Source organism: Chitinophaga sp. G7 BAM 1005 (assembly GCF_057126945.1).
Map to the genome: position 1 here is coordinate 6732856 of NZ_CP181478.1, position 20283 is coordinate 6753138.

Annotated in this window: 16 protein-coding genes; 8 read left to right on the forward strand and 8 right to left on the reverse strand. The window is 44.9% G+C overall.

Going from position 1 to position 20283, the window contains the following annotated elements; genetic code table 11:
• Positions 1-47 precede the first annotated feature (47 nt).
• Positions 48-374 (forward strand): cupin domain-containing protein, encoded by a 327-nt coding sequence (locus tag ACMXI2_RS27105; protein ID WP_483779036.1) that lies wholly within the window; start codon positions 48-50, stop codon positions 372-374.
• A 34-nt stretch (positions 375-408) separates the two neighbouring features.
• On the opposite strand, the gene ACMXI2_RS27110 is transcribed toward ACMXI2_RS27105, so the two are convergent.
• The 3 genes from ACMXI2_RS27110 to ACMXI2_RS27120 form a co-directional block, all read right to left on the reverse strand.
• Positions 409-1959 (reverse strand): Rne/Rng family ribonuclease, encoded by a 1551-nt coding sequence (locus tag ACMXI2_RS27110; RefSeq protein WP_079471283.1) that lies wholly within the window; start codon positions 1957-1959, stop codon positions 409-411.
• A gap of 456 nt (positions 1960-2415) precedes the next feature.
• Positions 2416-3258, reverse strand: coding sequence for a tetratricopeptide repeat protein (locus tag ACMXI2_RS27115; protein ID WP_079471284.1), 843 nt, complete (start codon positions 3256-3258; stop codon positions 2416-2418).
• Positions 3259-3282: 24 nt separating this feature from the next.
• On the reverse strand, positions 3283-3570 hold the full coding sequence (locus ACMXI2_RS27120) for an HU family DNA-binding protein (protein WP_073084475.1): 288 nt from the start codon (positions 3568-3570) through the stop codon (positions 3283-3285).
• Positions 3571-3790: 220 nt separating this feature from the next.
• Here ACMXI2_RS27120 and mutY point away from each other — a divergent pair, with 220 nt between their 5' ends.
• The 6 genes from mutY (at position 3791) to ACMXI2_RS27150 (ending at position 9683) form a co-directional block, all read left to right on the forward strand.
• The gene (mutY, locus tag ACMXI2_RS27125) at positions 3791-4864 is read left to right on the forward strand and encodes an A/G-specific adenine glycosylase (RefSeq protein ID WP_483779037.1); all 1074 of its coding nucleotides are present in this window, start codon (positions 3791-3793) and stop codon (positions 4862-4864) included.
• A gap of 197 nt (positions 4865-5061) precedes the next feature.
• Positions 5062-5520, forward strand: coding sequence for a single-stranded DNA-binding protein (locus ACMXI2_RS27130; RefSeq protein ID WP_079471287.1), 459 nt, complete (start codon positions 5062-5064; stop codon positions 5518-5520).
• A gap of 122 nt (positions 5521-5642) precedes the next feature.
• Entirely contained in the window at positions 5643-6995 is a 1353-nt protein-coding gene (gene gldE, locus ACMXI2_RS27135) for a gliding motility-associated protein GldE (RefSeq protein WP_483779038.1), read from the forward strand.
• A 22-nt stretch (positions 6996-7017) separates the two neighbouring features.
• Positions 7018-7620 (forward strand): gliding motility lipoprotein GldD, encoded by a 603-nt coding sequence (gene gldD, locus ACMXI2_RS27140; RefSeq protein WP_483779039.1) that lies wholly within the window; start codon positions 7018-7020, stop codon positions 7618-7620.
• Positions 7621-7693: 73 nt separating this feature from the next.
• Positions 7694-8263 carry a DUF3109 family protein gene (locus ACMXI2_RS27145; RefSeq protein ID WP_483779040.1) on the forward strand — a complete coding sequence of 190 codons (570 nt, stop codon included), beginning with the start codon at positions 7694-7696 and terminating at the stop codon, positions 8261-8263.
• Positions 8264-8309: 46 nt separating this feature from the next.
• Entirely contained in the window at positions 8310-9683 is a 1374-nt protein-coding gene (locus tag ACMXI2_RS27150; RefSeq protein WP_483779041.1) for a LutB/LldF family L-lactate oxidation iron-sulfur protein, read from the forward strand.
• Here the strand turns inward: ACMXI2_RS27150 and ACMXI2_RS27155 are convergent, their stop codons facing one another.
• The 3 genes from ACMXI2_RS27155 to purH all read right to left on the reverse strand — a co-directional run bounded on the left by ACMXI2_RS27155 (position 9684) and on the right by purH (position 13120).
• The gene (locus ACMXI2_RS27155; RefSeq protein ID WP_483779042.1) at positions 9684-10880 is read right to left on the reverse strand and encodes an energy transducer TonB; all 1197 of its coding nucleotides are present in this window, start codon (positions 10878-10880) and stop codon (positions 9684-9686) included.
• Positions 10873-11451: an RNA polymerase sigma factor gene (locus ACMXI2_RS27160; RefSeq protein WP_483779043.1), complete on the reverse strand. Its 579-nt coding sequence runs from the start codon at positions 11449-11451 to the stop codon at positions 10873-10875. Before ACMXI2_RS27160 ends, ACMXI2_RS27155 begins: the two co-directional genes overlap by 8 nt.
• A gap of 154 nt (positions 11452-11605) precedes the next feature.
• Complete coding sequence (purH, locus tag ACMXI2_RS27165) at positions 11606-13120, reverse strand: bifunctional phosphoribosylaminoimidazolecarboxamide formyltransferase/IMP cyclohydrolase (protein ID WP_483779044.1); 1515 nt, start codon at positions 13118-13120, stop codon at positions 11606-11608.
• Between the two features lie 265 nt (positions 13121-13385).
• On the opposite strand from purH, the gene ACMXI2_RS27170 reads away from it, so the two are divergent.
• A complete protein-coding gene (locus tag ACMXI2_RS27170; protein WP_483779045.1) occupies positions 13386-14516 on the forward strand; it encodes a hypothetical protein in 1131 nt (376 codons plus the stop codon).
• A gap of 194 nt (positions 14517-14710) precedes the next feature.
• On the opposite strand, the gene ACMXI2_RS27175 is transcribed toward ACMXI2_RS27170, so the two are convergent.
• Complete coding sequence (locus tag ACMXI2_RS27175; RefSeq protein ID WP_483779046.1) at positions 14711-16810, reverse strand: ComEC/Rec2 family competence protein; 2100 nt, start codon at positions 16808-16810, stop codon at positions 14711-14713.
• A gap of 459 nt (positions 16811-17269) precedes the next feature.
• Positions 17270-20086: a carbamoyl-phosphate synthase large subunit gene (gene carB, locus ACMXI2_RS27180; protein WP_483779047.1), complete on the reverse strand. Its 2817-nt coding sequence runs from the start codon at positions 20084-20086 to the stop codon at positions 17270-17272.
• Between the last annotated feature and the right edge of the window lie 197 nt (positions 20087-20283).

A 20283-nucleotide genomic window follows, 5' to 3' on the forward strand; every position in this document is an offset into this window, starting at 1 on the left:
GACCGTTGTTGAAATAAGTTATATTTAATCTCTAAAAGATCAAAAAAATGAACAAACCTGTTCCTTTGGATACTATTCCTGTAAAAAATACGATTGCCGGGCATTATGGCCGGTTTGTGCATGGCAGTAAGAGTACATTGGCTTTCTGGGAGATCAAGGCGGGATTTGAATCGCCGGTACATCAGCATCCGCATGAGCAGATCACTTATATAGCCGAAGGTACTTTTGAGATGAGCCTTGATGGCCGGAAGTATACGCTGAAGCAGCATGATACGCTGGTAATTCCGCCGGATACGCCGCATGGCGGACGGGCGCTGGAGGATTGTAAGATCATCGACAGTTTTAGTCCGGCCCGTGATGATTACAGATATTAAAAAGAAAGGTCCTGATTAAACCAGGACCTTTCTTTTATAATTTAATTTCTTCGTCGTTAGCGTCAAAGAAGCGATATTCAGTAAGATGGTAATTGGAGTCTGCTTTGAGTTTTATCCATTTCTTATATTGGAAGTACCATTTCCATTGTTTGGATGCCAGGAATCCTTTGGTAAGGAAGGCATGCAATATAGGGTGAACGCGGATGGTAAGACCTTTGTGTTGGTGATTGAGCAGGTATTGCAGGTTCTTTTCAATGTCTTCGAGGATCAGCATGGATGCACCGATTTTGCCGGTTCCTCTGCAGGTAGGACAATCTTCTGCCACGGAGATGGTGATCTCAGGTTTTACCCGTTGGCGGGTAATTTGCATGAGTCCAAACTTCGAGATAGGCAGGATGGTGTGTTTAGCTCTGTCCTGGGCCATGAATTTCTCCATAGCTTCAAAGATAGCTTTCTTGTTTTCCGGCAGTTTCATATCAATGAAGTCAATGATAATGATACCGCCCAGATCACGCAGTCTTAGTTGCCGGGCAATTTCAGCAGCGGCTTCCAGGTTGGATGCGAGGGCATTTTGTTCCTGGTTGTTGCTGGAGCTTTTGTATCCGCTGTTCACGTCTACCACGTGCAGTGCTTCTGTGGCTTCGATGATGAGGTATACCCCGCTGTCGAGATTCACGGTTTTACCGAAGGAGGCTTTCACCTGCCGGGTAATCCCGAAGTTGTCGAAGATAGGGGAACCGTTGTTGTAATAGTTAACGATATCAGACTTTTCCGGCGCAATCTTCTGGATGTACGTTTTGGTGTCAGTGTAGATATTTTTATCGTTTACAACGATGCGGTTAAAGCTCTCATTGAGCAGATCACGGAGGATGCTGGCAGTTTTGGTTTGCTCGCTCAGGATCTTTTGCGGGGCTACGCCTCCACTGAGATTTGCCTGGATATTTTTCCAGGTTTGAACGAGTGTAGTCAGATCTTCGTGTAATTCTGCAGTTTTCTTTCCTTCAGCGGCGGTGCGTACAATAACGCCAAAGTTGGGCGTTTTGATGGCTTCCACGATTTTCTGCAATCTTTTTCTTTCTTCGGAGGAGTGGATTTTTTTAGAAACCGCAACAATATCATTAAAGGGTGTTAACACTATAAATCTTCCGGGTAAAGAAATTTCGCAGCTAAGGCGTGGGCCTTTAGAAGAAATGGGTTCTTTCAGAATTTGTACGAGGATATTGGGTTTTCCGCCCAGTACATCCGTAATTTTACCGGTCTTGACTATTTCCGGTTCATTTTTAAATTTGGTAAAATCAAATCCATCGGGCGTTTTATCGCTGATGGCCATTGAAGTAAATTTAAGAATGGAGCGGATATAGGGGCTGAGATCCGTGTAATGTAAAAAGGCATCTTTTTCAAAGCCTACGTCGACAAATGCAGCATTTAAGCCGGGTATCAGCTTTTTCACCTTACCCAGGTACAAATCGCCTACTGAGAAGTTAGGATTGCCACTTTCGTGATGTAACTCCACTAGCTTCTTATCTTCCAGTAACGCAATTTCCACCCCTGTGGGAGCCGCATTTATAATAAGTTCCTTATTCAAGCGTCCAAAATTTTAACCTTTAAAACTTCACCTTTATGCTATGCACACGGCTATTTAAGAACAGCTTACTGCATACCAAAACAATAGCTCACCTATAAAGTTAGCGTATTTCTTCACGTTCGTGATGAATGGATTGCTTAAGGGTTCAGCGATCACTGCAGGTAATGTCCGGAGAATTCAATTGCGGGATCTATGGAAACAACCTGCATGACTATAGCAATTTAAGAAGTAAATGCTAGAATCATGCAGGATATATGAAAATTTTTATCCGACCGCCGCGCCGGGAGCATACCTTGTTAGTATAAATGGCGGGAAACTGGAGTAATTATTTCTTCTTACTTTTATGCCGGTTCTTTCTCAGTCTTTTTTTACGCTTGTGAGTGGCAATTTTATGTCTTTTTCTTTTCTTACCGCAAGGCATACGCTGATACTTTTTTAAATGATTGAAAAATAATATTATTGAATACTTTTAATGTAACTATCTACTTCCTTCTTCAGTTCCGGATCGGTCATGAGTTGTTTGCTTTTTTCAAACAGTTCAATCGCTTTCTTCTTATCTCCCTTGCTCCTGTACGATTCTGCCAGTACAAATAACACTTTTGCATTATCCGGGTGGTTCTTCGCAACGCCTTCCAGTCTTTCGATAGCTTTATCGTACTGCCCTGATGTAATAGCAAGGTTAGCTAAAGTAACCTGTGCGTCGATATTATCAGGGTGTGCTGCAACGACTTCTCTCAGCTTGGCTACGCCGGTCATAGGTTCACCAGTGTTCATGTACACCATAGCCTGTGATATTTTCAGCGTATCATTTGCCGGATTCAATTGTATTGCCTGATCAAACAAAGTAATTGCCTGCTGGGCTTCCCATTTTGCTACACGCGGATCTTCTGCATGTTGCAAATGGGCCAAAAATAAATTGGCTGCAAAGGTGAGGCTTTTTTCGGAATTTTCCAACTTAGCGGCTTCGCCAAGATAATATGCGGCTACGGGCAGCTGGTTGAGGCTGTCCCAGGTGTTGTACAATTGATGGTACGCGGCTATCTGTTGGGTTTTCACATCCCCGCGGACAACATTTGTTTCAATAGTATTTACCTGTAAAAGTTTTTCAGCAGGAATTTTCCCTTTAGCTGTTTCCAGCAGTTCAGAGAAGGCAATAGGTGCTACATCCTGTCCACCCTGCATAGGGGCGGCAGATGACATAGGTTTCTTTTCCGACCGGGGCACAGTACGGCCAAAGGCGAATAATATCACCAATAGTGCTACCGCAGCACCCACCAGAAGAACTTGTGATTTTTGCATCGCCTAAATTATTAGGCTGCAAAATTAAGAACTTTTGAGCTTCTTTACTTCAGCAACAAATTCTTTCGAAGGTTTAAATGCCGGAATAAAGTGCTCGGGGATCTCCACAGCTACGTTCTTCTTGATGTTACGCCCAATCTTGGCGGCCCGTTTTTTTGTGATAAAACTTCCAAACCCACGGATATAAATGTGTTCTCCGTTAGCAAGAGCTTCTTTCACCTCTTTAAACATGGCCTCAAGTGTGACTAACACATCAACTTTGGGGATGCCGGTTTTTTCAGCAATGTTGTTAATTAAATCAGCTTTTCTCATATGAAAGCGAGAGGATTACTTTACTCTCAAAGTTAATTTAAAAATTCTAATTGCTGAATTTTAAGTAAATAAATTTTATCATTTTTTCTTATAACTGGTATTGGCGATAAATTATATTTATTTGCAGGCCCGGAAATGGGTATCCGTTGTACCTTATAGGGTTTTTGTACAGCATTTGCCATATCAATATACTAAATAATTTTATTAAAATAATATATAAATGATATCCCCCCGACAATTTTTTACCGAAGAATTACTGGAATGGAACCGGGAAACGAACACCCGCAACATGCCCTGGAAGGGTGAAAAAAATCCCTACCGGGTCTGGCTGTCTGAAATCATTCTCCAGCAAACCCGCGTGGAGCAAGGCTGGCCGTACTATGAAAGATTTATTCAGCACTATCCCTCCGTTAAAAAACTGGCCGCCGCACCCGATGAAGAAGTGTTCCGTTTATGGCAGGGATTAGGGTATTATGCCCGCTGTAAAAATATGCTGGCAGCCGCGCGGGAAATTACGGCTACCTATCAAGGTAATTTCCCCGACCAGTATGAACAGATCAAAGCGCTCAAAGGAATAGGTCCTTATACCGCCGCCGCCATCGCCTCCTTTGCCTTCAATCTTCCCTACGCCGTGCTCGATGGTAACGTTTTCAGGGTCCTCTCCCGCTATTTTGGCATCGAAACGCCTATCGACAGCACTGCCGGAAAAAAGCAGTTTGATACGCTCGCCCAGGAACTCCTGCCACAGGGGCTCTCTGCCGAATACAACCAGAGTATCATGGACTTTGGCGCAGTGGTATGTAAGCCTCAGCAACCCCTCTGCGGGGAATGTGTGCTCCGCAAAAAATGCGTGGCCCTGCACGAACAACTCGTTCCACATCTCCCGGTAAAAACAAAAAAACTCCTTATCAAAAAAAGATATTTCAATTATCTCCTTGTTCATTATAAGGAAAATATATATATCCGTAAGAGAACAGACAGCGATATCTGGCAGAACCTGCATGAGTTTGTTCTTATCGAAACAGCAGCCCCTTCAGACATAACTGCGCTGCAATCGTCAGGAGCTTTTGACCCCATCCTGGGGAAAACGCCTTTTGAAATTGACGGGGTGTCGGCTCCGTTTAAACAACAGCTCACCCATCAAACCATTCACAGCCAGTTTATCAGCATCACCGTGAAGAAGGCGCCGGCTATCCCGGGGTATACCCTGGTACCCCGCAACAGCCTGAATAACTACGCATTTCCAAAGACCATTACAACTTTTCTGGAAAGTAATCACCTGCAATTATTCTAATGAACACGCATAGAGAATAAAAATATACATTAAGTACTAAGCCACTTCATGAATAGTACCCGATAACGAAATCCGGCTTAACCTGCTGCCAGTAAGAAATTTTTCCCTATCGATTGGAAAAAAATATTAACTTTAAGAAGGTTGTTTATTTATTAAAAGAAGAACTTTTTAACAATAGACTAAAAAAACCTACAACTATGAGAGGTGTTAATAAAGTAATCCTGATAGGCAATTTGGGCAGAGATCCGGATGTACAGTTTCTGGAAGGGAATATTGCAGTAGCTAAATTTTCACTGGCTACCACTGAAACATTCAAAGACAGAGCCGGCAAGCTCATTTCACAAACAGAGTGGCATACGGTGGTGCTATGGCGGGGGCTGGCCGAACTGGCGCAGAAATACCTGCACAAGGGTAGTCTTGTTTACATTGAAGGCCGCTTGCGCACCCGCAGCTGGGAAGACAAAGAGGGCAACAAGAAATTTGCCACCGAAGTTGTAGGAGATAACCTGGTTATGCTGGATAAACGCATGGACCTCAACAACCAAGATCACCCCATACCTCACCATAGCAGTACAGGTTCAGGCAGTGGAGAAAGCTTTCCGGGACTGGAAATCCCCCCTTCTCTGAACGAACCAGCAGACGATCTGCCTTTTTAGTTGCAAAAAATATTAAGTTTTGGATGTACGTAATCCCATATAGGGACATTACTTATATTTGCGTGCAGGGAAAGCAATTCCATGAATTACTTTCCCCTATTTTTTGATTAATTACATCAAAGTTGAACATCTTGGGCATCCTTCCGGCAAGCTACATATCCTATTTTTTACAAGCCAGCGCACCAATTGGTGCCCCTAACGTGGTGGTATTTCTGCTTGTTATCTTTATTCTGCTGCTGCTAACCTTTATTGTTTCCGGTGCGGAAGTAGCCTTCTTTTCCCTTAATCACAAGGATCTGAATGTGCTTAAAACACGCCAGAACGCCTCCGGTAAACTGATCACCAGGCTGCTGGAAAAGCCAAAATCACTGCTCGCTTCCTTACAAATTGCAGGTGTATTGCTCATGATCGCATTTATCATGATCACCAATTACCTCATTACCCAGATGGAAGACCTGCAAACACTGCCGGTAGTATCCCTCCTGGTAAGGATTTCCGCGATCTGCCTCATTTTACTGTTCTTCGGCCAGATACTCCCCCGGGTATGGGCCGCTCAAAACAATATCCGTTTTGCCACCTATTTCGCCTGGTTCGTAAGCGGCATCCATGCCACGATGGAACCCATCAGCGATTTTTTTGTTGGCCTCAGCACCAGCATCGAAGACCGCTTCTTTCACCGCGGCAGCGGCCCGGTAAATTACCATGAAATCGATGAAGCCATCGAAATGAGCGTGGACGCCACCGCCTCCCAGGAAGAAAAAAATATCCTTAAAGGCATCCTTAAATTTGGCAATATCACCGTAAAACAGATCATGCGCGGCCGTTTGGACGTAAATGGCGTGGAATACGACAGCACTTTCAGCGATATTGTGAAAAGCGTAGCCGAACTGCACTATTCCCGTTTACCTGTTTATAAGGACAACCTGGACAATATCGTGGGTGTTATCCATACCAAAGACCTGCTGCCCCACCTCGACAAAGGCAACACCTTTGACTGGCACGAAGTAATGCGCCAGCCTTTCTTTGTGCATGGCCATAAACTGATCGAAGACCTGCTCTCTGAATTCCAGAGCAGACGGATGCACTTTGCCGTAGTAGTGGACGAATTTGGTGGTACCTCCGGCATTGTAACCCTGGAAGATATCATGGAAGAAGTGATCGGCGATATCAAGGACGAATTTGATGAAGAAGAATTTAACTACAACAAAGTAGATAACTTCACCTACGTATTTGAAGGCAAAACCATGCTGAACGACGTTTGCCGCATCATGAACATCTCTCCTGAAACATTTGAACCCGTAAAGGGCGAAAGTGACTCCCTCGGTGGTCTTATACTGGAACTGGCCGGAAAATTTCCTGAAGAAAACAGCGTTATTAACTACAATAACTTCGATTTCACTGTACTGGAAGTCAATAAAATGAGGATCCAGAAAGTACAGGTAACCATCAGGCCGGACGCCGCTGAAAAAGTGTAACTGCCTGTTAAATAAGCGTAAAATGCCAGCGATTAAAGGAAAGGCCCTCGCCCTGATCATCGGGCTGATGTGTATATTTGCCGCCTGTGAAAACGTACCCACACCGAAGCCCAGAGGCTATTTCCAGGTAAAATTTCCGGAGAGAAAATACCGCACCTTCGATATGCCCGGATATCCTTACACATTTGAATACCCGGCGTATGCCAATATCATTAAAGACACCTCCTTTTTTGGCGCAGCACCCGAAAACCCTTACTGGATCAATATAGACTTCCCCTCCCTGAACGGGAAAATTTATATGAGCTACAAGATCATCGGTCCCGGTAACAACAGCTTCCGCAAACTGGTGGACGACGCCTTTAAAATGACCTACAAGCATACCTATAAGGCAGAATATATTGACGAAAACAAGATCCATACGGCAAACAACGTAAGCGGTACCTTCTATGAAGTGGGTGGTAATGCCGCCTCCTCGAAGCAGTTCTTTGCCACCGATTCGGTAAAACACTTCCTCCGCGGCGCCCTCTATTTTGATGTTACACCCAACGCAGACTCCCTCGCACCCGTTTACCGGTTCCTGGAACAGGATATGTGGCATATGGTGGAAACCCTGCGCTGGAGATAAGCCCTGAATGCTGTAACTTTGTGGTCTTAACTAAGATTGTCTGTCTACTATTTCAGGCAAAAGACCATTCCCGATGATTATCATTGACGATAAATACATAAGTGACGAAGTAATTGAGGAGCAATTCGTGTGCAATCTGTCGGCCTGTAAAGGCGCGTGTTGCGTAGCGGGCGATTGTGGCGCTCCACTGGATAAAACAGAAGTTAAAACCCTGAAGAAAATTTATCCGAAGATTAAATCTTACCTCCGGGAAGATGGTATCAAAGAAATTGAGCAAACCGGTACCAATACCACCGACGATGAGTATGGATATGTTACCCCCATTGTAAACAAAGGCATTTGTGCATACGCCACTATAGACGACCACGGAGTAGTAGGTTGCGGCATCGAGAAAGCATACAATGATGGGGTGGTTGATTTCAAAAAACCTATTTCCTGTCATCTCTACCCTATCCGTATTAAAAAGTACGAAACATTTGAAGCGGTAAATTATGACCGTTGGGAGGTTTGTAAACCCGCCTGCAAGAACGGTAAAACCCTTCAGGTGCCAGTGTATCGTTTCCTTAAAGATGCTTTGATCAGAAAATACGGCACGGAATTTTATGAGGTGCTGGATAACATCGCAAGAAAAGAACACGGGTAAATCATTTTCGGATTTAACTATCTTTAATTAGGAATATTGCTTGCTTATGCATCAAACAGCATCTACTTTTCTGGAAGAAAGTGAAAAGAAAGCGTCTGATCTCGGCCACCGGCAGACGATCAACTTCAATATAGGTAAATACAATACCGCTGTAAAAGCCGGTAAACAACAGTTTACGGATTTACCCGGCGCAAGGGAAAGAGCCAAGAACATCAAGTGGAGAGCTATTGAGCACCTGGATAATCACCTGGAAGAATTTGAACAAAACTTTACCCGTCGCGGCGGCAAGGTCATCTGGGCCGAAACCGCAGAACAGGTACAACAGGAAATACTGGCCATTTGCCAGGCCAAACAATGCAAAAGCATTGTAAAAAGTAAGTCGATGGCAACCGAGGAAGTACACCTGAACGCCTTTATGGAAAGTAATGGCATCGAGTGTGTTGAAACTGACCTCGGGGAATATATACAACAACTCGACGGAGAACCGCCATACCACATCGTTACCCCGGCCATGCACAAAAGCAAAGAAGATGTGGCCCGCTTGTTTGCGGAAAAACTTGGTACTGATCCAGGGCTTACACCAGAGCAATTAACCCTGGTTGCCCGCGAAAAGCTCCGTCACAAATATCTCCAGGCGGAAATCGGCATCACCGGCGCCAACTTCATCATAGCTGATACCGGCTCCATAGCTGTTACAGAAAATGAAGGCAATGCACGTTTAACCACGGCATTTCCCAAAACTCATATCGTATTGGTGGGTATTGAAAAAGTACTCCCTTCTATTACAGACCTCGGCCTGTTCTGGCCTTTGCTGGCTACCTATGGTACCGGTCAGCAGATCACCGCTTACAACAGCATTTTCAGCGGTCCCCGGCAGGAAGGAGAAATAGACGGCCCGGAAGAAATGTATGTGATCCTGATGGACAACGGCCGCACCAACATTCTGCAGGACACTACTGCACGTGAAAGCTTATACTGCATCCGTTGCGGCTCCTGCCTCAATGCCTGCCCCGTTTATAAAAACATTGGCGGCCACTCATATGCCGCCACCTACAGCGGTCCTATCGGCGCTGTAATTACTCCTCATCTGAAAGGGATGGACTCTTACATGCACCTGAGCTTTGCCTCTTCGTTGTGTGGTAACTGTACGGAGGTATGCCCGGTACGCATTAACCTGCATGAACTGTTGCTGCATAACCGTCAGAAAGCAGTAGAGGAAAACTATACTTCCGGGGGAGAGAAATTTGCCTGGTTTATGTGGAAACAAGGCTGTAGCAGCCGCAAAATGATGAACATGGCCAGTGGCAAAATGAAAAATTTCCTGCTGCGAAGATTCTTTGCCAAAAGCTGGGGAGATAACCGCGAACTACCTGTATTCGCCTCCAAATCCTTTAACCAGCAATGGAAAGAGCGGAAATAGCTACTTATCTTTTTGCACATTAAATTTTACCCTGACTTTTGCTTTAGCGGGCTTTCCATCTGAAGCGGGTATCCATGCCGGGCCTTCTTTAATCACCCGGATGGCTTCTGCATCACACGCATCATTCAGGTGACGGATAATTTTAAAGTCCTGCAGACTACCATCCGGCATAACGGTAAAGGATACACGTACCGTACCGTGGTATTGATTATCCGGATTAACGGTTTTAGTTTTAAGATAATTTTGAAAGGCGGTTTCCCCGGTTACAGGAGCGGGCACCCGGTAAGCATTGCTATCAGTATCGTCGGATGACGCCTCTACCCCTGCCACTTTTCCCTGTAATAGTGCCCCGGTGCCGGAATCGGAAATTGCGCTTTCACTTACTGAACCTGTGACATTTTGTTTCTTTTGTATACCGTAACCTATCACTACTACTTCACTTAAGGCATTATGCTGGCTGTCCGGTTTACCCAGTGTGTTGTTATTTTGCCCCCTTATCATTATCTGTTTCTCTTTATTTGCTGCAGGCGGGGCTGCAAAATTCCGATGGTGTTCGGTGCGCTCAGCCTGTATGACCGGTGCAGCAGCGGGAATGCTACTATCCATATCGGGTACTCTTCTGCTGACGGAAGGAACTGTTTTATCTGCCGCCTGGTTTTTGGCGTAGGGTACTATTTTATCCGCTGCTTCAGTTGCCGGCTCCTGTTTTGCCATTTGCTTTTCGACAGTTACAGGTTTAGCGGGTGTTGGAGGAGTAATTTTTTGGGCAAGATGATCGGCATTTGCCGGCGACGGTGCGGTGTCTCCATGTTCGGAGAATGCGGGTGCTGCTTCCTTCGCAGAATTGGATGTATTTACGCTGGCAATGGGTGTTTTCTGTTGCTGCTCCCACAGGAACCAGCCTGCAGAAAACATCAGCAGCAAAATGGCTGCCGCAGCAGCTATGCGATAAAACATAGGGCGGATGCTGCCTCTGGAGGCAATTCTTTCAGACAATCTGGCGGCAAGGTCTTCCTGGTGAGTGGTTTGTGCCGGCGGGTGCAAGGCATAGCCTTCCAGCGCATCAGCCAGGAACGGGTCGTCCAGGGCCTGACGTTCCAGGGCATGCATGGCTTTATCGTCCAGCTCTCCCGCCAGGTATTGGCGGATGAGTCCGGCGAGTTCTTCCGGTTTAATATGTGGCCGCTTGTCAGTCATCTTGTTGTTCCATACATATTTTCAGGTTTCGCTTTCCGTTCTGGATGTAGCTTTTCACCTTATTCATTTCGTATCCGGTGATAACGCTCACTTCCCGGTAGCTCTTTTCCTTCAGGTAAAACAGGTCTACGCTGCGTTTTTGTTCTTCCGGCAAGGTTTCCAGGCATTTTTCCATGCTCTGCAGGTTATCTTCCAGTGATACGCCGTTTTCATGATGCCCGTTTTCCCCGTTTTCCACAATAGGGTGATCATCAATAGACACCTGGCGGGATTCCTTATTTTTCATCGCCCGCAGCTTCATTAAGCAATGATTGCGGGCAAGTACATGCAGCCAGCTTTTAAAATTCTGGACTTCATGTTGCTTCAGTTTTATAATTAACTCTTCAAAGATCTGCATTACTGCATCTTTGCTGGCTTCTTCATCAAAATATCTCAGGCATACGCCATATACCAGGTTCATATAACGCTGGTAAAGGGCTGCAAGAAAATCCAGTTTGCCGGTGGTTTTAAACTCCCCGATCAACCAGGTATCATCTGCATCCTGCATGATATTTTGTTGGATAAAAGACATTTGCAGCTGCTATTCGCTTGTGGTCTTAGCTTTTAGGATGATATTGATTTATCAAGTCAACAATACTATTATTATTATTTGAATATTATAAGATGAAAATAAGAAAGCACCGGGAAATTCCGGTGCTTTCTCTTATAAATTCTCATAATTACTGTTAGTGTCTGAAGTGACGCATACCGGTCATTACCATTGCCATATCATGTTCTTTACAGAATTCGATGGAGTCATTATCCCTCATAGAGCCACCGGGCTGGATCACCGCGGTAATGCCATGTTCGTGTGCAATGCTTACACAATCGTTGAAGGGGAAGAATGCGTCAGAAGCCATTGCTGCGCCTTTCAGATCGAAGCTAAACTGGCCGGCCTTCTCAATAGCGTGGCGCAGTGCATCGATGCGGGAAGTCTGACCACAACCTTTACCAATCAGCTGCTGATCCTTTACTAATGCGATAGCATTTGATTTCAGGTGTTTGCAAACGATGTTGGCAAATTCCAGATCAGATTTTTCAGCCGGCGTGGCCGGGCGGGCTCCTACTTCATTCCATTCTTTGTAGTTACCATTATCGCTGTCCTGCAGTAAAACGCCGTTCAATACATTTTTAAACATGTATTTGCTCTTTACCGGATGTTTCTGTTCCAGGAGGATGCGGTTCTTTTTGGCCTGTAATACAGTAAGTGCATCGGCGTCAAAGCCCGGAGCGATCAGGATTTCAAAGAAAATTTCGCTGATGGATTCAGCAGTGGCTTTGTCGATTACCTTGTTGGTTACCAGTACGCCGCCAAAAGCGCTTTCCTTATCGCCTGCCAGTGCTGCGTCCCAGGCTTCTTTCAGCGTAGAGCGGGAAGCAATACCGCAAACGTTGGTATGCTTGATCACAGCGAAGGTGGTGGCTTCAAATTCCTGGATCAGCTGGCACGCGCCGTCTACATCCACCAGGTTGTTGAAGGATAATTCCTTGCCATGTAATTTGTTGAAGATTTCGTTGAGGTTACCATAGAAAACGCCGCGCTGATGTGGGTTTTCACCATAACGGTTCACTTGTCCTTCCGGAATAGAGAGCTGGAAGTTTACGCCAGGCTCATTGTTCAGGAAATATTGGGAGATCGCCACATCATAGTGGGCGCAAACTTCAAATGCTTTAGCAGCAAAGGTTCTGCGATCTTCAATGGTAGTAGCGCCGTTGTTATCGGTCAGTACTTTTTCGAGGTCAGCGTATTGATCTTTAGAAGCAACAATCACCACATCTTTGTAGTTTTTGCCGGCTGCACGGATCAGTGATACTCCGCCAATATCAATTTTTTCGATGATGGTTTGTTCTACCGTGGTACTTTTCACTGTTTCCTCAAATGGATACAGGTCAACAATTACCAGGTCTATTTCCGGAATCTGGTATTCCTTCAGTTGTTCCAGATCCTGTGGATTATCGCGGCGGGCCAGAATACCACCAAACACTTTAGGATGCAGGGTTTTAACACGTCCACCCAAAATAGAAGGGTAAGCAGTCAGGTCTTCAACAGCTACACATTTCACACCCAGGTCCTCAATAAATTTTTGGGTACCGCCGGTGGAATAGATGGTAACACCTTGTTCACCTAATTTTTTAACAATGTTCTCCAGGTTATCTTTATAGAAAACGGAGATCAGCGCTGATTTAATTTGCTTTTGCATGAATGGAAAACATTAGAAATTAATAACATAGGCTCCCTGGTCCGGAACCGAAAAGAAGCGCAAAGTTAACACGTAACAATCACTTTTCCATTTCTCAATCCTGAGAATATAAAAACGAGTGTTTCTTGAATAGGTGCAAAGGAGTGTAAACGGCTGTGAAATAACCATTTAAATTTATAAAAATCCCTTATTTTGTCAGCCCTGAATTGTTAATCAATAGTTTTACCCGTTTAAATTAAATCCCTATATGAAAAGAATTATTTTGTTGTTTTCCCTGGTTTCCCTGGTTTGCCTGCTTGGCAGCGCAAAGGCGCAGGTTTTTTGTGATACGGTAATGACCTTTGCCAGAAGTGCCGCACCTATAAACGGAACAAAAATCAGGACTAATCTGCCTTTCAGTAACGGAGTAGAAATGCCTACGATCATTTTGGAAGGCTATAATTATGTAACTGCCGAACCTATTGGGCTAATCATTAATTTTTATGTGTATGCCGGTGTATTTCAGAATACCCGAGTTTCTTCCTTTGGGGCTTATACACCGCGTATATACCTGGCAAATGAGGCTGGTAAAATAATTATTTTTCTTGATAGTAAAGATTACTATCAACGTTTTTCCATCAGAGCGTTTGCCAAGGGGCTTCCCCTGGATATTCCCTCGAGTTATCAGGGATGGAACGTTATTGATGAGGCTATTTTGGCCACTGCTACGCAAAAAACAGAAATTAACTATCTGAATAAATATGCAGGTACTGTATTATTTCCTGGTAACGGCACCTGGAAAAATACCGGACGGGTTGGCATTAATCTTACTGCCCCGCAGGCTCCGTTGCATGTAATAGCGACTGCTGCAGATACTCTTACCTCAAATACCAGAATAGCAGCTATCCTTGGCAATGCCTATAATGAATGGACTACATTTGGTGGGATTACTGCCGGAAGGATTCGTGGTAGCAGCGAGGGTTATCTGGTGCTGGAATCTAATCCATCCGGCTCTGATAAAAGATTGTATCTAAATGCCAATTCTCCGGGTAATATAATCATGGCCGTTGGCGGAGGCAACGTAGGTATAGGTACCGCTGATCCCAAAAGCAACAAATTGGCTGTGGAAGGCACAATTGCCGCCAGAAGGGTAAAAGTAACCCAGGCTAATCCCTGGCCGGATTATGTGTTTGCCGACAACTACACTATAATGCCGCTTTACGAAACCGAAAAGTTTATAAAAGAGCATAAACATCTACCAGATATGCCTTCGGCTAAAGATGTTGCCGAAAACGGTCAGGATCTGGGTGAGATAAACAGAAAGCTGCTGGAAAAAATGGAAGAGATGACATTGCATATGATCCGGATGCAAAAGAAAATTGATCAGCTGGAAAGTCAGATTAAACAGACTCGCTAACCATACCACAGCCTAATTTCTTTCCCCGGCCCCGGAGGTCATAGCTCCGGTCATTATAGGTTGCTCAATTCATAGCCCCCGCCATCAGCATACATTACGCTGATGGCGGCAGATTGGTTGTTCTGCTAAATGAGCAGCAGCCGGGCAATGATTATCCCAAACGCAGGCTATCCTCACTATACAGGTTCTCAATTTTATCTGAACTTCAAAACAAACGCACCCTGCTCTCCAACAGAGTAATACTGCATCCCGGTGTTTTCGCAATCACTTTTCCATTTCTCAATCCTCCACAAACTATTTGAAGCAGCAAAAATGAGTGTTTCAAACGTATAAAAATCACACAATTTCCTGATATCCACAGGTGGATTACGTATTAATAAAATATAATTGGTCTTAAATTTTTCAGGTGGCGCCCGATCCGGCAACGCGCTGTCTATGATCAGTATCCGTTTCCCCTCAAAGCCCAGAAAGCGGCCATATTGCTGAAAAGAAGCAGGTTTGCCTGGATAAGCGCGGAGGTTTGCGCGTGTATTCAGGAGTTGCTGTGCTACAGGTAATTGCCACACACTATCATTACCGGTAAATTGTGCCAGGTTGCCTTTAATACAATCAATTGCCGTATAGGCGGGCACGTTATAAATAATAATACTGCATTGCGAGCGACAAGCCACTATCCAGCTAACACGGGCAATCAGCAATCCCCATATACAAAGAAGCCCCATCCACAAGCCAGGCCGGAATTTTACCATTAGCCACAGCGCCAGTGCCGCGATGAGCAGATAAAGCAGTACGGTTTGAGCCAGTGAACAGTGGATATCCCTGATCACTGCGCCAGGCAACTCTCCGATCCACCTGATACAGCTGTTCATTCCGAGGATCATATATTTCAATGCACTTCCCAGCCAAACGGCCGGAACCCCGAAGGGTGCCAGCAACAGCAGCACTACTTCTCCGTAAATAATTACGGTAGATAAGGGCACCGCGATCAGGTTAGCCGGCAAAAAGTAATTGGGAAACTGGTGAAAGTAAAATAGGCTCACCGGTGTGGTGATCAGTTGCGCCGCCAGCGATACCGCTACCATTTGCCAGAGCCAATCTGCCCATCTGCGTTTCCATTGGAACAGGTGGTAAATGGGCTGGTAAAAAAGCAGGATACTGAGTACCGCGAGGTACGACAACTGAAACCCTGCGTCTACAACAAGGTAGGGATTAAAGCATAGTAATAAGGTAGCCGAAGCTGCCAATGTGTTATAAATGCTGCTATGCCGGTGCAATACAAAACGCCCGATGGTAATGCCTGTAAACATCACCGCAGAACGAAGTACAGAGGCAGATGCGCCGGTGAGTAATGCAAATCCCCACAGCACCATCAAAATGATCACAGCTTTGGTAATATGCAGCCAGCGATGTGCCGGCAGCCATTGCAGCAACCATAATAAGGTACCATACAACAGGGCAAGATGCATCCCCGAAATGGCAATAACGTGTACAATGCCGGTATTACTGTAGCTCTGCACTACATCCCGGTCGAGGTCCTGGCGGTAGCCAATAAGCAACGCTTCCGCCATACCGGCTTCTGGTCCGTTTCCGATATATTTCTTCAGGTTATGCAGGCAATAATCCCTTGCCCGCAGCAATAACCTGCGTACCGGGTGCCCGCGATTATGCGGTAACCGGTAAAAATCTCCGGTACGGAGATACAGCTGCTGGTAAACCTGTTGCGTTACCATGTATTGCTGATAATTAAATGCACCGGGGTTGCCGTTTGACTTGATAGATTCAGGCCGTTTCCGGGCAATTAATTCATCTCCATAGTGAAGAGCAGGCGTAAGACTGTCCTTGCCCGTATAAAGCAATAAACAGCCCTTTACGGGCATCCATTCGCCCTTTCTGCAGATAGCTATTACCTGTGCTGTGGTTTTAAAGGAATGGGGCTTTTCCTGTGGAGGTTCATTTATACGCAACAGGTAAAACGGCGTGTCTGTAGTACATCTATCATAAAACCCTTTACTGTGGCGGATATCAGCATTACATAACAACAGACCGCCGCAACAGCCGATCAACATAAAAAGAAGTATTCCCGGTAGCCAGGCGGCGGCAAACCGCCATTGCAGCGGTAGAAAACGAAACGCTGATATACCTGTCATACAACAGCAGATCAATACCATATACAAAACAGGATACACCGGGACATACAGCTGAAGGGTTATCCCAGCCAGTAACGGTATAACGATACGCAGAAAAGGCGCACGCTTCCAGCACATCACAACAAACAATGTAGATTCAAATTCCATGTAAGGGTTAACTTTATCGGGTAAACAAACCTCGCATTTATATGCAGCAAAAGCGTTTTGGAAATGTTAAAAAGGAGGATATTTTAGCCGATAATATTTATATATGATAACATGAGAACTTTCACTTTACACAAATAAATCCCGGCAAATCACACAAGATTAACTTCTTTTTAAAGTATTAATAATCAATATTTATTATATTATATATAATATCATCTGTTATTGATTAGTTAACATCTCTTTTAAATATAATATTATTTGTAAACTGCATTACCGGTCACGCTATATGAATTGTATCAAGATTCAATAGTCGTGTCTTTAATGGTTATTTTGAGGGAAAAGAAGGAGCCTGATTTTTATCAGGCTCTGTTCATTTAGCAGATAAATCGATTTATACATAAAAAAGCCCTTCCGGCGTACACCGGAAGGGCTTTTTTTATTTGGTTCCTTCACAGGAAGCTATTTGCTCAGATACATACTCTTTTCCTTGAACAGCTGCCTGAAATATGGATCACGCAGATCCTTGATAAAGCGGATCGCTTCTCCTGTAGATTTCATTTCAGGTCCGAGCTCCTTATTTACACCCGGGAACTTATTGAAAGAAAACACCGGCTCCTTGATGGCAAAACCTGTGAGGTTCTTTACAATGGTAAAGTCCTTCAGCTTATTGGCGCCTATCATCACCTTAGTGGCAATGTTCAGGTAAGGTACCTGGTAAGCTTTGGCAATAAACGGTGTAGTACGGGATGCACGCGGATTGGCTTCTATCACAAATACATTACCATCTTTAATGGCAAACTGAATGTTGATCAAACCACGGATATCAAGTGCACGTGCAATCTTTTCCGCATAATACTCCATAGTGGTTACTTCGATGGGCGACAGGTTGAAAGCCGGCAGCAACGCATGGCTATCGCCACTGTGGATACCCGCTGGTTCAATATGCTCCATCACACCCATTACATGGAAGTCAGTACCATCAAAAATACCATCTATCTCCGCCTCCTGGCAACGATCCAGGAAGTGATCAATCAATATCTTGTTACCTGGAAGATGTCTGAGCAGGCTCAGTACAGATTCTTCCAGTTCTTCTTCATTGATAACAATCCTCATACGCTGACCACCTAATACATAGGAAGGACGTACCAGCACCGGGTAACCCACTTCTTTCGCCACATCAATAGCGTCGTCTGTGTTGTAGGCGGTACCATACTTAGGATAAGGAATACCCAGTTCTTTCAGCATGTCGGAGAAACGGCCGCGGTCTTCCGCAATATCCATGTTGTCAAAGGATGTACCTATGATCTTCACACCGTTTGCTTCCAGGCGCTTCGCCAGTTTCAGCGCAGTTTGCCCGCCCAGCTGAACAATCACGCCTTCCGGTTTTTCCAGCTCCACAATTTCCCAGAGGTTTTCCCAGAACACCGGCTCGAAGTAAAGCTTATCCGCCATATCGAAATCGGTTGATACCGTTTCCGGGTTACAGTTCACCATGATCGCCTCATACCCGCAATCCTGGATGGCCTGCAAACCATGCGTACAGCAGTAATCAAACTCAATACCCTGACCAATCCTGTTGGGACCGGAACCGAGTACAATGATCTTTTTCTTATCGGAAGAAATACTTTCGTTTTCTGTATCGAAAGTAGAATAGAAGTAAGGCGTTTTTGCTTCAAACTCAGCGCTGCAGGTATCTACCATTTTAAAGGTACGGCGGATACCAAGCTCCTTACGTTTAGCGTATACTTCATCTTCATCGCAATCGCCAAACAGGATAGCCAGCTGCGCATCAGAGAAGCCCATTTTCTTGGCGTCTCTCAGCATATCAGCGGAAACAGTCTGCAGATCAAGCTCCAGCAATTGTTTTTCCAGGTTAACGATATCCTGGATCTGGTGCAGGAACCAGCGATCAATAAAGGTGAGCTGGTGAATATGTTTTACCGATACTCCCGCCATCAAAGCATCTTTGATACGGAAGATACGATCCCAGGTTGGACGTTTTAGTTTCTCGATCAGCTGCTCGCTCTTCATGAGTGATTTACCGTAGTAACCCAGTCCCAGTGCATCGTTTTCGAGGCTCTGACAGGCTTTCTGCAGGGCTTCAGGGAAAGTACGTCCTATAGACATTACTTCTCCTACTGACTTCATCTGCAATCCTAAAGTATCATCAGCTCCTTTGAATTTATCGAAGTTCCAGCGCGGCATTTTAACGATCACATAATCCAGTGCTGGTTCAAAGAAGGCAGAAGTAGTTTTGGTGATCTGGTTTTCCAGTTCATCCAATGTATAACCAATAGCGAGTTTCGCAGCAATTTTTGCAATCGGGTAACCGGTTGCTTTGGAAGCCAGTGCAGAAGAACGGCTTACGCGGGGATTGATCTCAATGGCAATCAGCTCTTCGTTTTCAGGATTGAGGGAGAACTGCACGTTACAACCACCGGCAAAGTTGCCGAGGTCGCGCATCATCACCATCGCTTTGTTACGCATGTCCTGGAAAGCAGTGTCGCTCAGGGTCATGGCAGGTGCCACCGTAATGGAATCACCTGTGTGGATCCCCATCGGGTCGAGGTTTTCCACGGTACAAATGATAACAACATTATCATTCTTATCACGCAACAATTCCAGTTCATATTCTTTCCATCCCAGTACGGCTTTTTCCACCAGTACCTCATGGATCGGAGACGCTTTCAAACCACGGTCCAGTGCTTCATCCAGGTCTTCCTTGCTGTGTACAAAACCACCACCGGTACCACCCAGTGTGAAAGAAGGACGGATTACCAGCGGAAATCCGATTTCCTGGGCGAACTCTTTCCCTTCCAGGAAGGAGTTGGCTGTTCTGGCAGGCGCTACTGGTATTCCCAGCTGGATCATCCACTGACGGAACTGTTCGCGGTCTTCCGCCTTATCAATGGCTTTGATGTCTACTCCAATCAGGCGAACGTTATTTTTTTCCCATATTCCCAGTTCGTCTACTTCCTTACAAAGGTTCAGCGCAGTTTGGCCTCCCATAGTAGGTAATACGGCATCTATCTGGTTTTCTTCCAGAATCTGCTCAATGCTTTCCACGGTCAGCGGCAGCAAATAAACCTTATCGGCCATCATAGGATCCGTCATGATGGTAGCCGGGTTGGAATTAATCAAAATCACTTTAATCCCTTCTTCCCGCAGCGAACGTGCTGCCTGGGAACCGGAATAATCAAATTCGCAAGCCTGACCAATAATAATGGGTCCAGAACCGATAATGAGTACAGATTTGATAGATGAGTCTTTTGGCATTTGTGTAATCTATTGAAAATGAAAAACCAAATTGATCTTTCTGCCGTATGAGGGAACAAAAAAATCGTGCAAAGTTACGGGATTTGAAGTTTATAAACGGAAATAAATTTTGTTTGGGGAGAAGATTTTTTTTGGAGACGAATAAATATAGGTAGTTTTATATGTTGATTTTATATTATTCAATACCCAAATACCGA

Excerpts from the sequence above, each read along its gene's own strand:
- ACMXI2_RS27105 (WP_483779036.1), top strand. The coding sequence starts at position 48 with ATGAACAAACCTGTTCCTTTGGATACTATTCCTGTAAAAAATACGATT.
- ACMXI2_RS27115 (WP_079471284.1), bottom strand. The coding sequence starts at position 3,258 with ATGCAAAAATCACAAGTTCTTCTGGTGGGTGCTGCGGTAGCACTATTG.
- ACMXI2_RS27120 (WP_073084475.1), bottom strand. The coding sequence starts at position 3,570 with ATGAGAAAAGCTGATTTAATTAACAACATTGCTGAAAAAACCGGCATC.
- mutY (WP_483779037.1), top strand. The coding sequence starts at position 3,791 with ATGATATCCCCCCGACAATTTTTTACCGAAGAATTACTGGAATGGAAC.
- ACMXI2_RS27130 (WP_079471287.1), top strand. The coding sequence starts at position 5,062 with ATGAGAGGTGTTAATAAAGTAATCCTGATAGGCAATTTGGGCAGAGAT.
- gldD (WP_483779039.1), top strand. The coding sequence starts at position 7,018 with ATGCCAGCGATTAAAGGAAAGGCCCTCGCCCTGATCATCGGGCTGATG.
- ACMXI2_RS27145 (WP_483779040.1), top strand. The coding sequence starts at position 7,694 with ATGATTATCATTGACGATAAATACATAAGTGACGAAGTAATTGAGGAG.
- ACMXI2_RS27150 (WP_483779041.1), top strand. The coding sequence starts at position 8,310 with ATGCATCAAACAGCATCTACTTTTCTGGAAGAAAGTGAAAAGAAAGCG.
- ACMXI2_RS27155 (WP_483779042.1), bottom strand. The coding sequence starts at position 10,880 with ATGACTGACAAGCGGCCACATATTAAACCGGAAGAACTCGCCGGACTC.
- ACMXI2_RS27160 (WP_483779043.1), bottom strand. The coding sequence starts at position 11,451 with ATGTCTTTTATCCAACAAAATATCATGCAGGATGCAGATGATACCTGG.
- purH (WP_483779044.1), bottom strand. The coding sequence starts at position 13,120 with ATGCAAAAGCAAATTAAATCAGCGCTGATCTCCGTTTTCTATAAAGAT.
- ACMXI2_RS27175 (WP_483779046.1), bottom strand. The coding sequence starts at position 16,810 with ATGGAATTTGAATCTACATTGTTTGTTGTGATGTGCTGGAAGCGTGCG.
- carB (WP_483779047.1), bottom strand. The coding sequence starts at position 20,086 with ATGCCAAAAGACTCATCTATCAAATCTGTACTCATTATCGGTTCTGGA.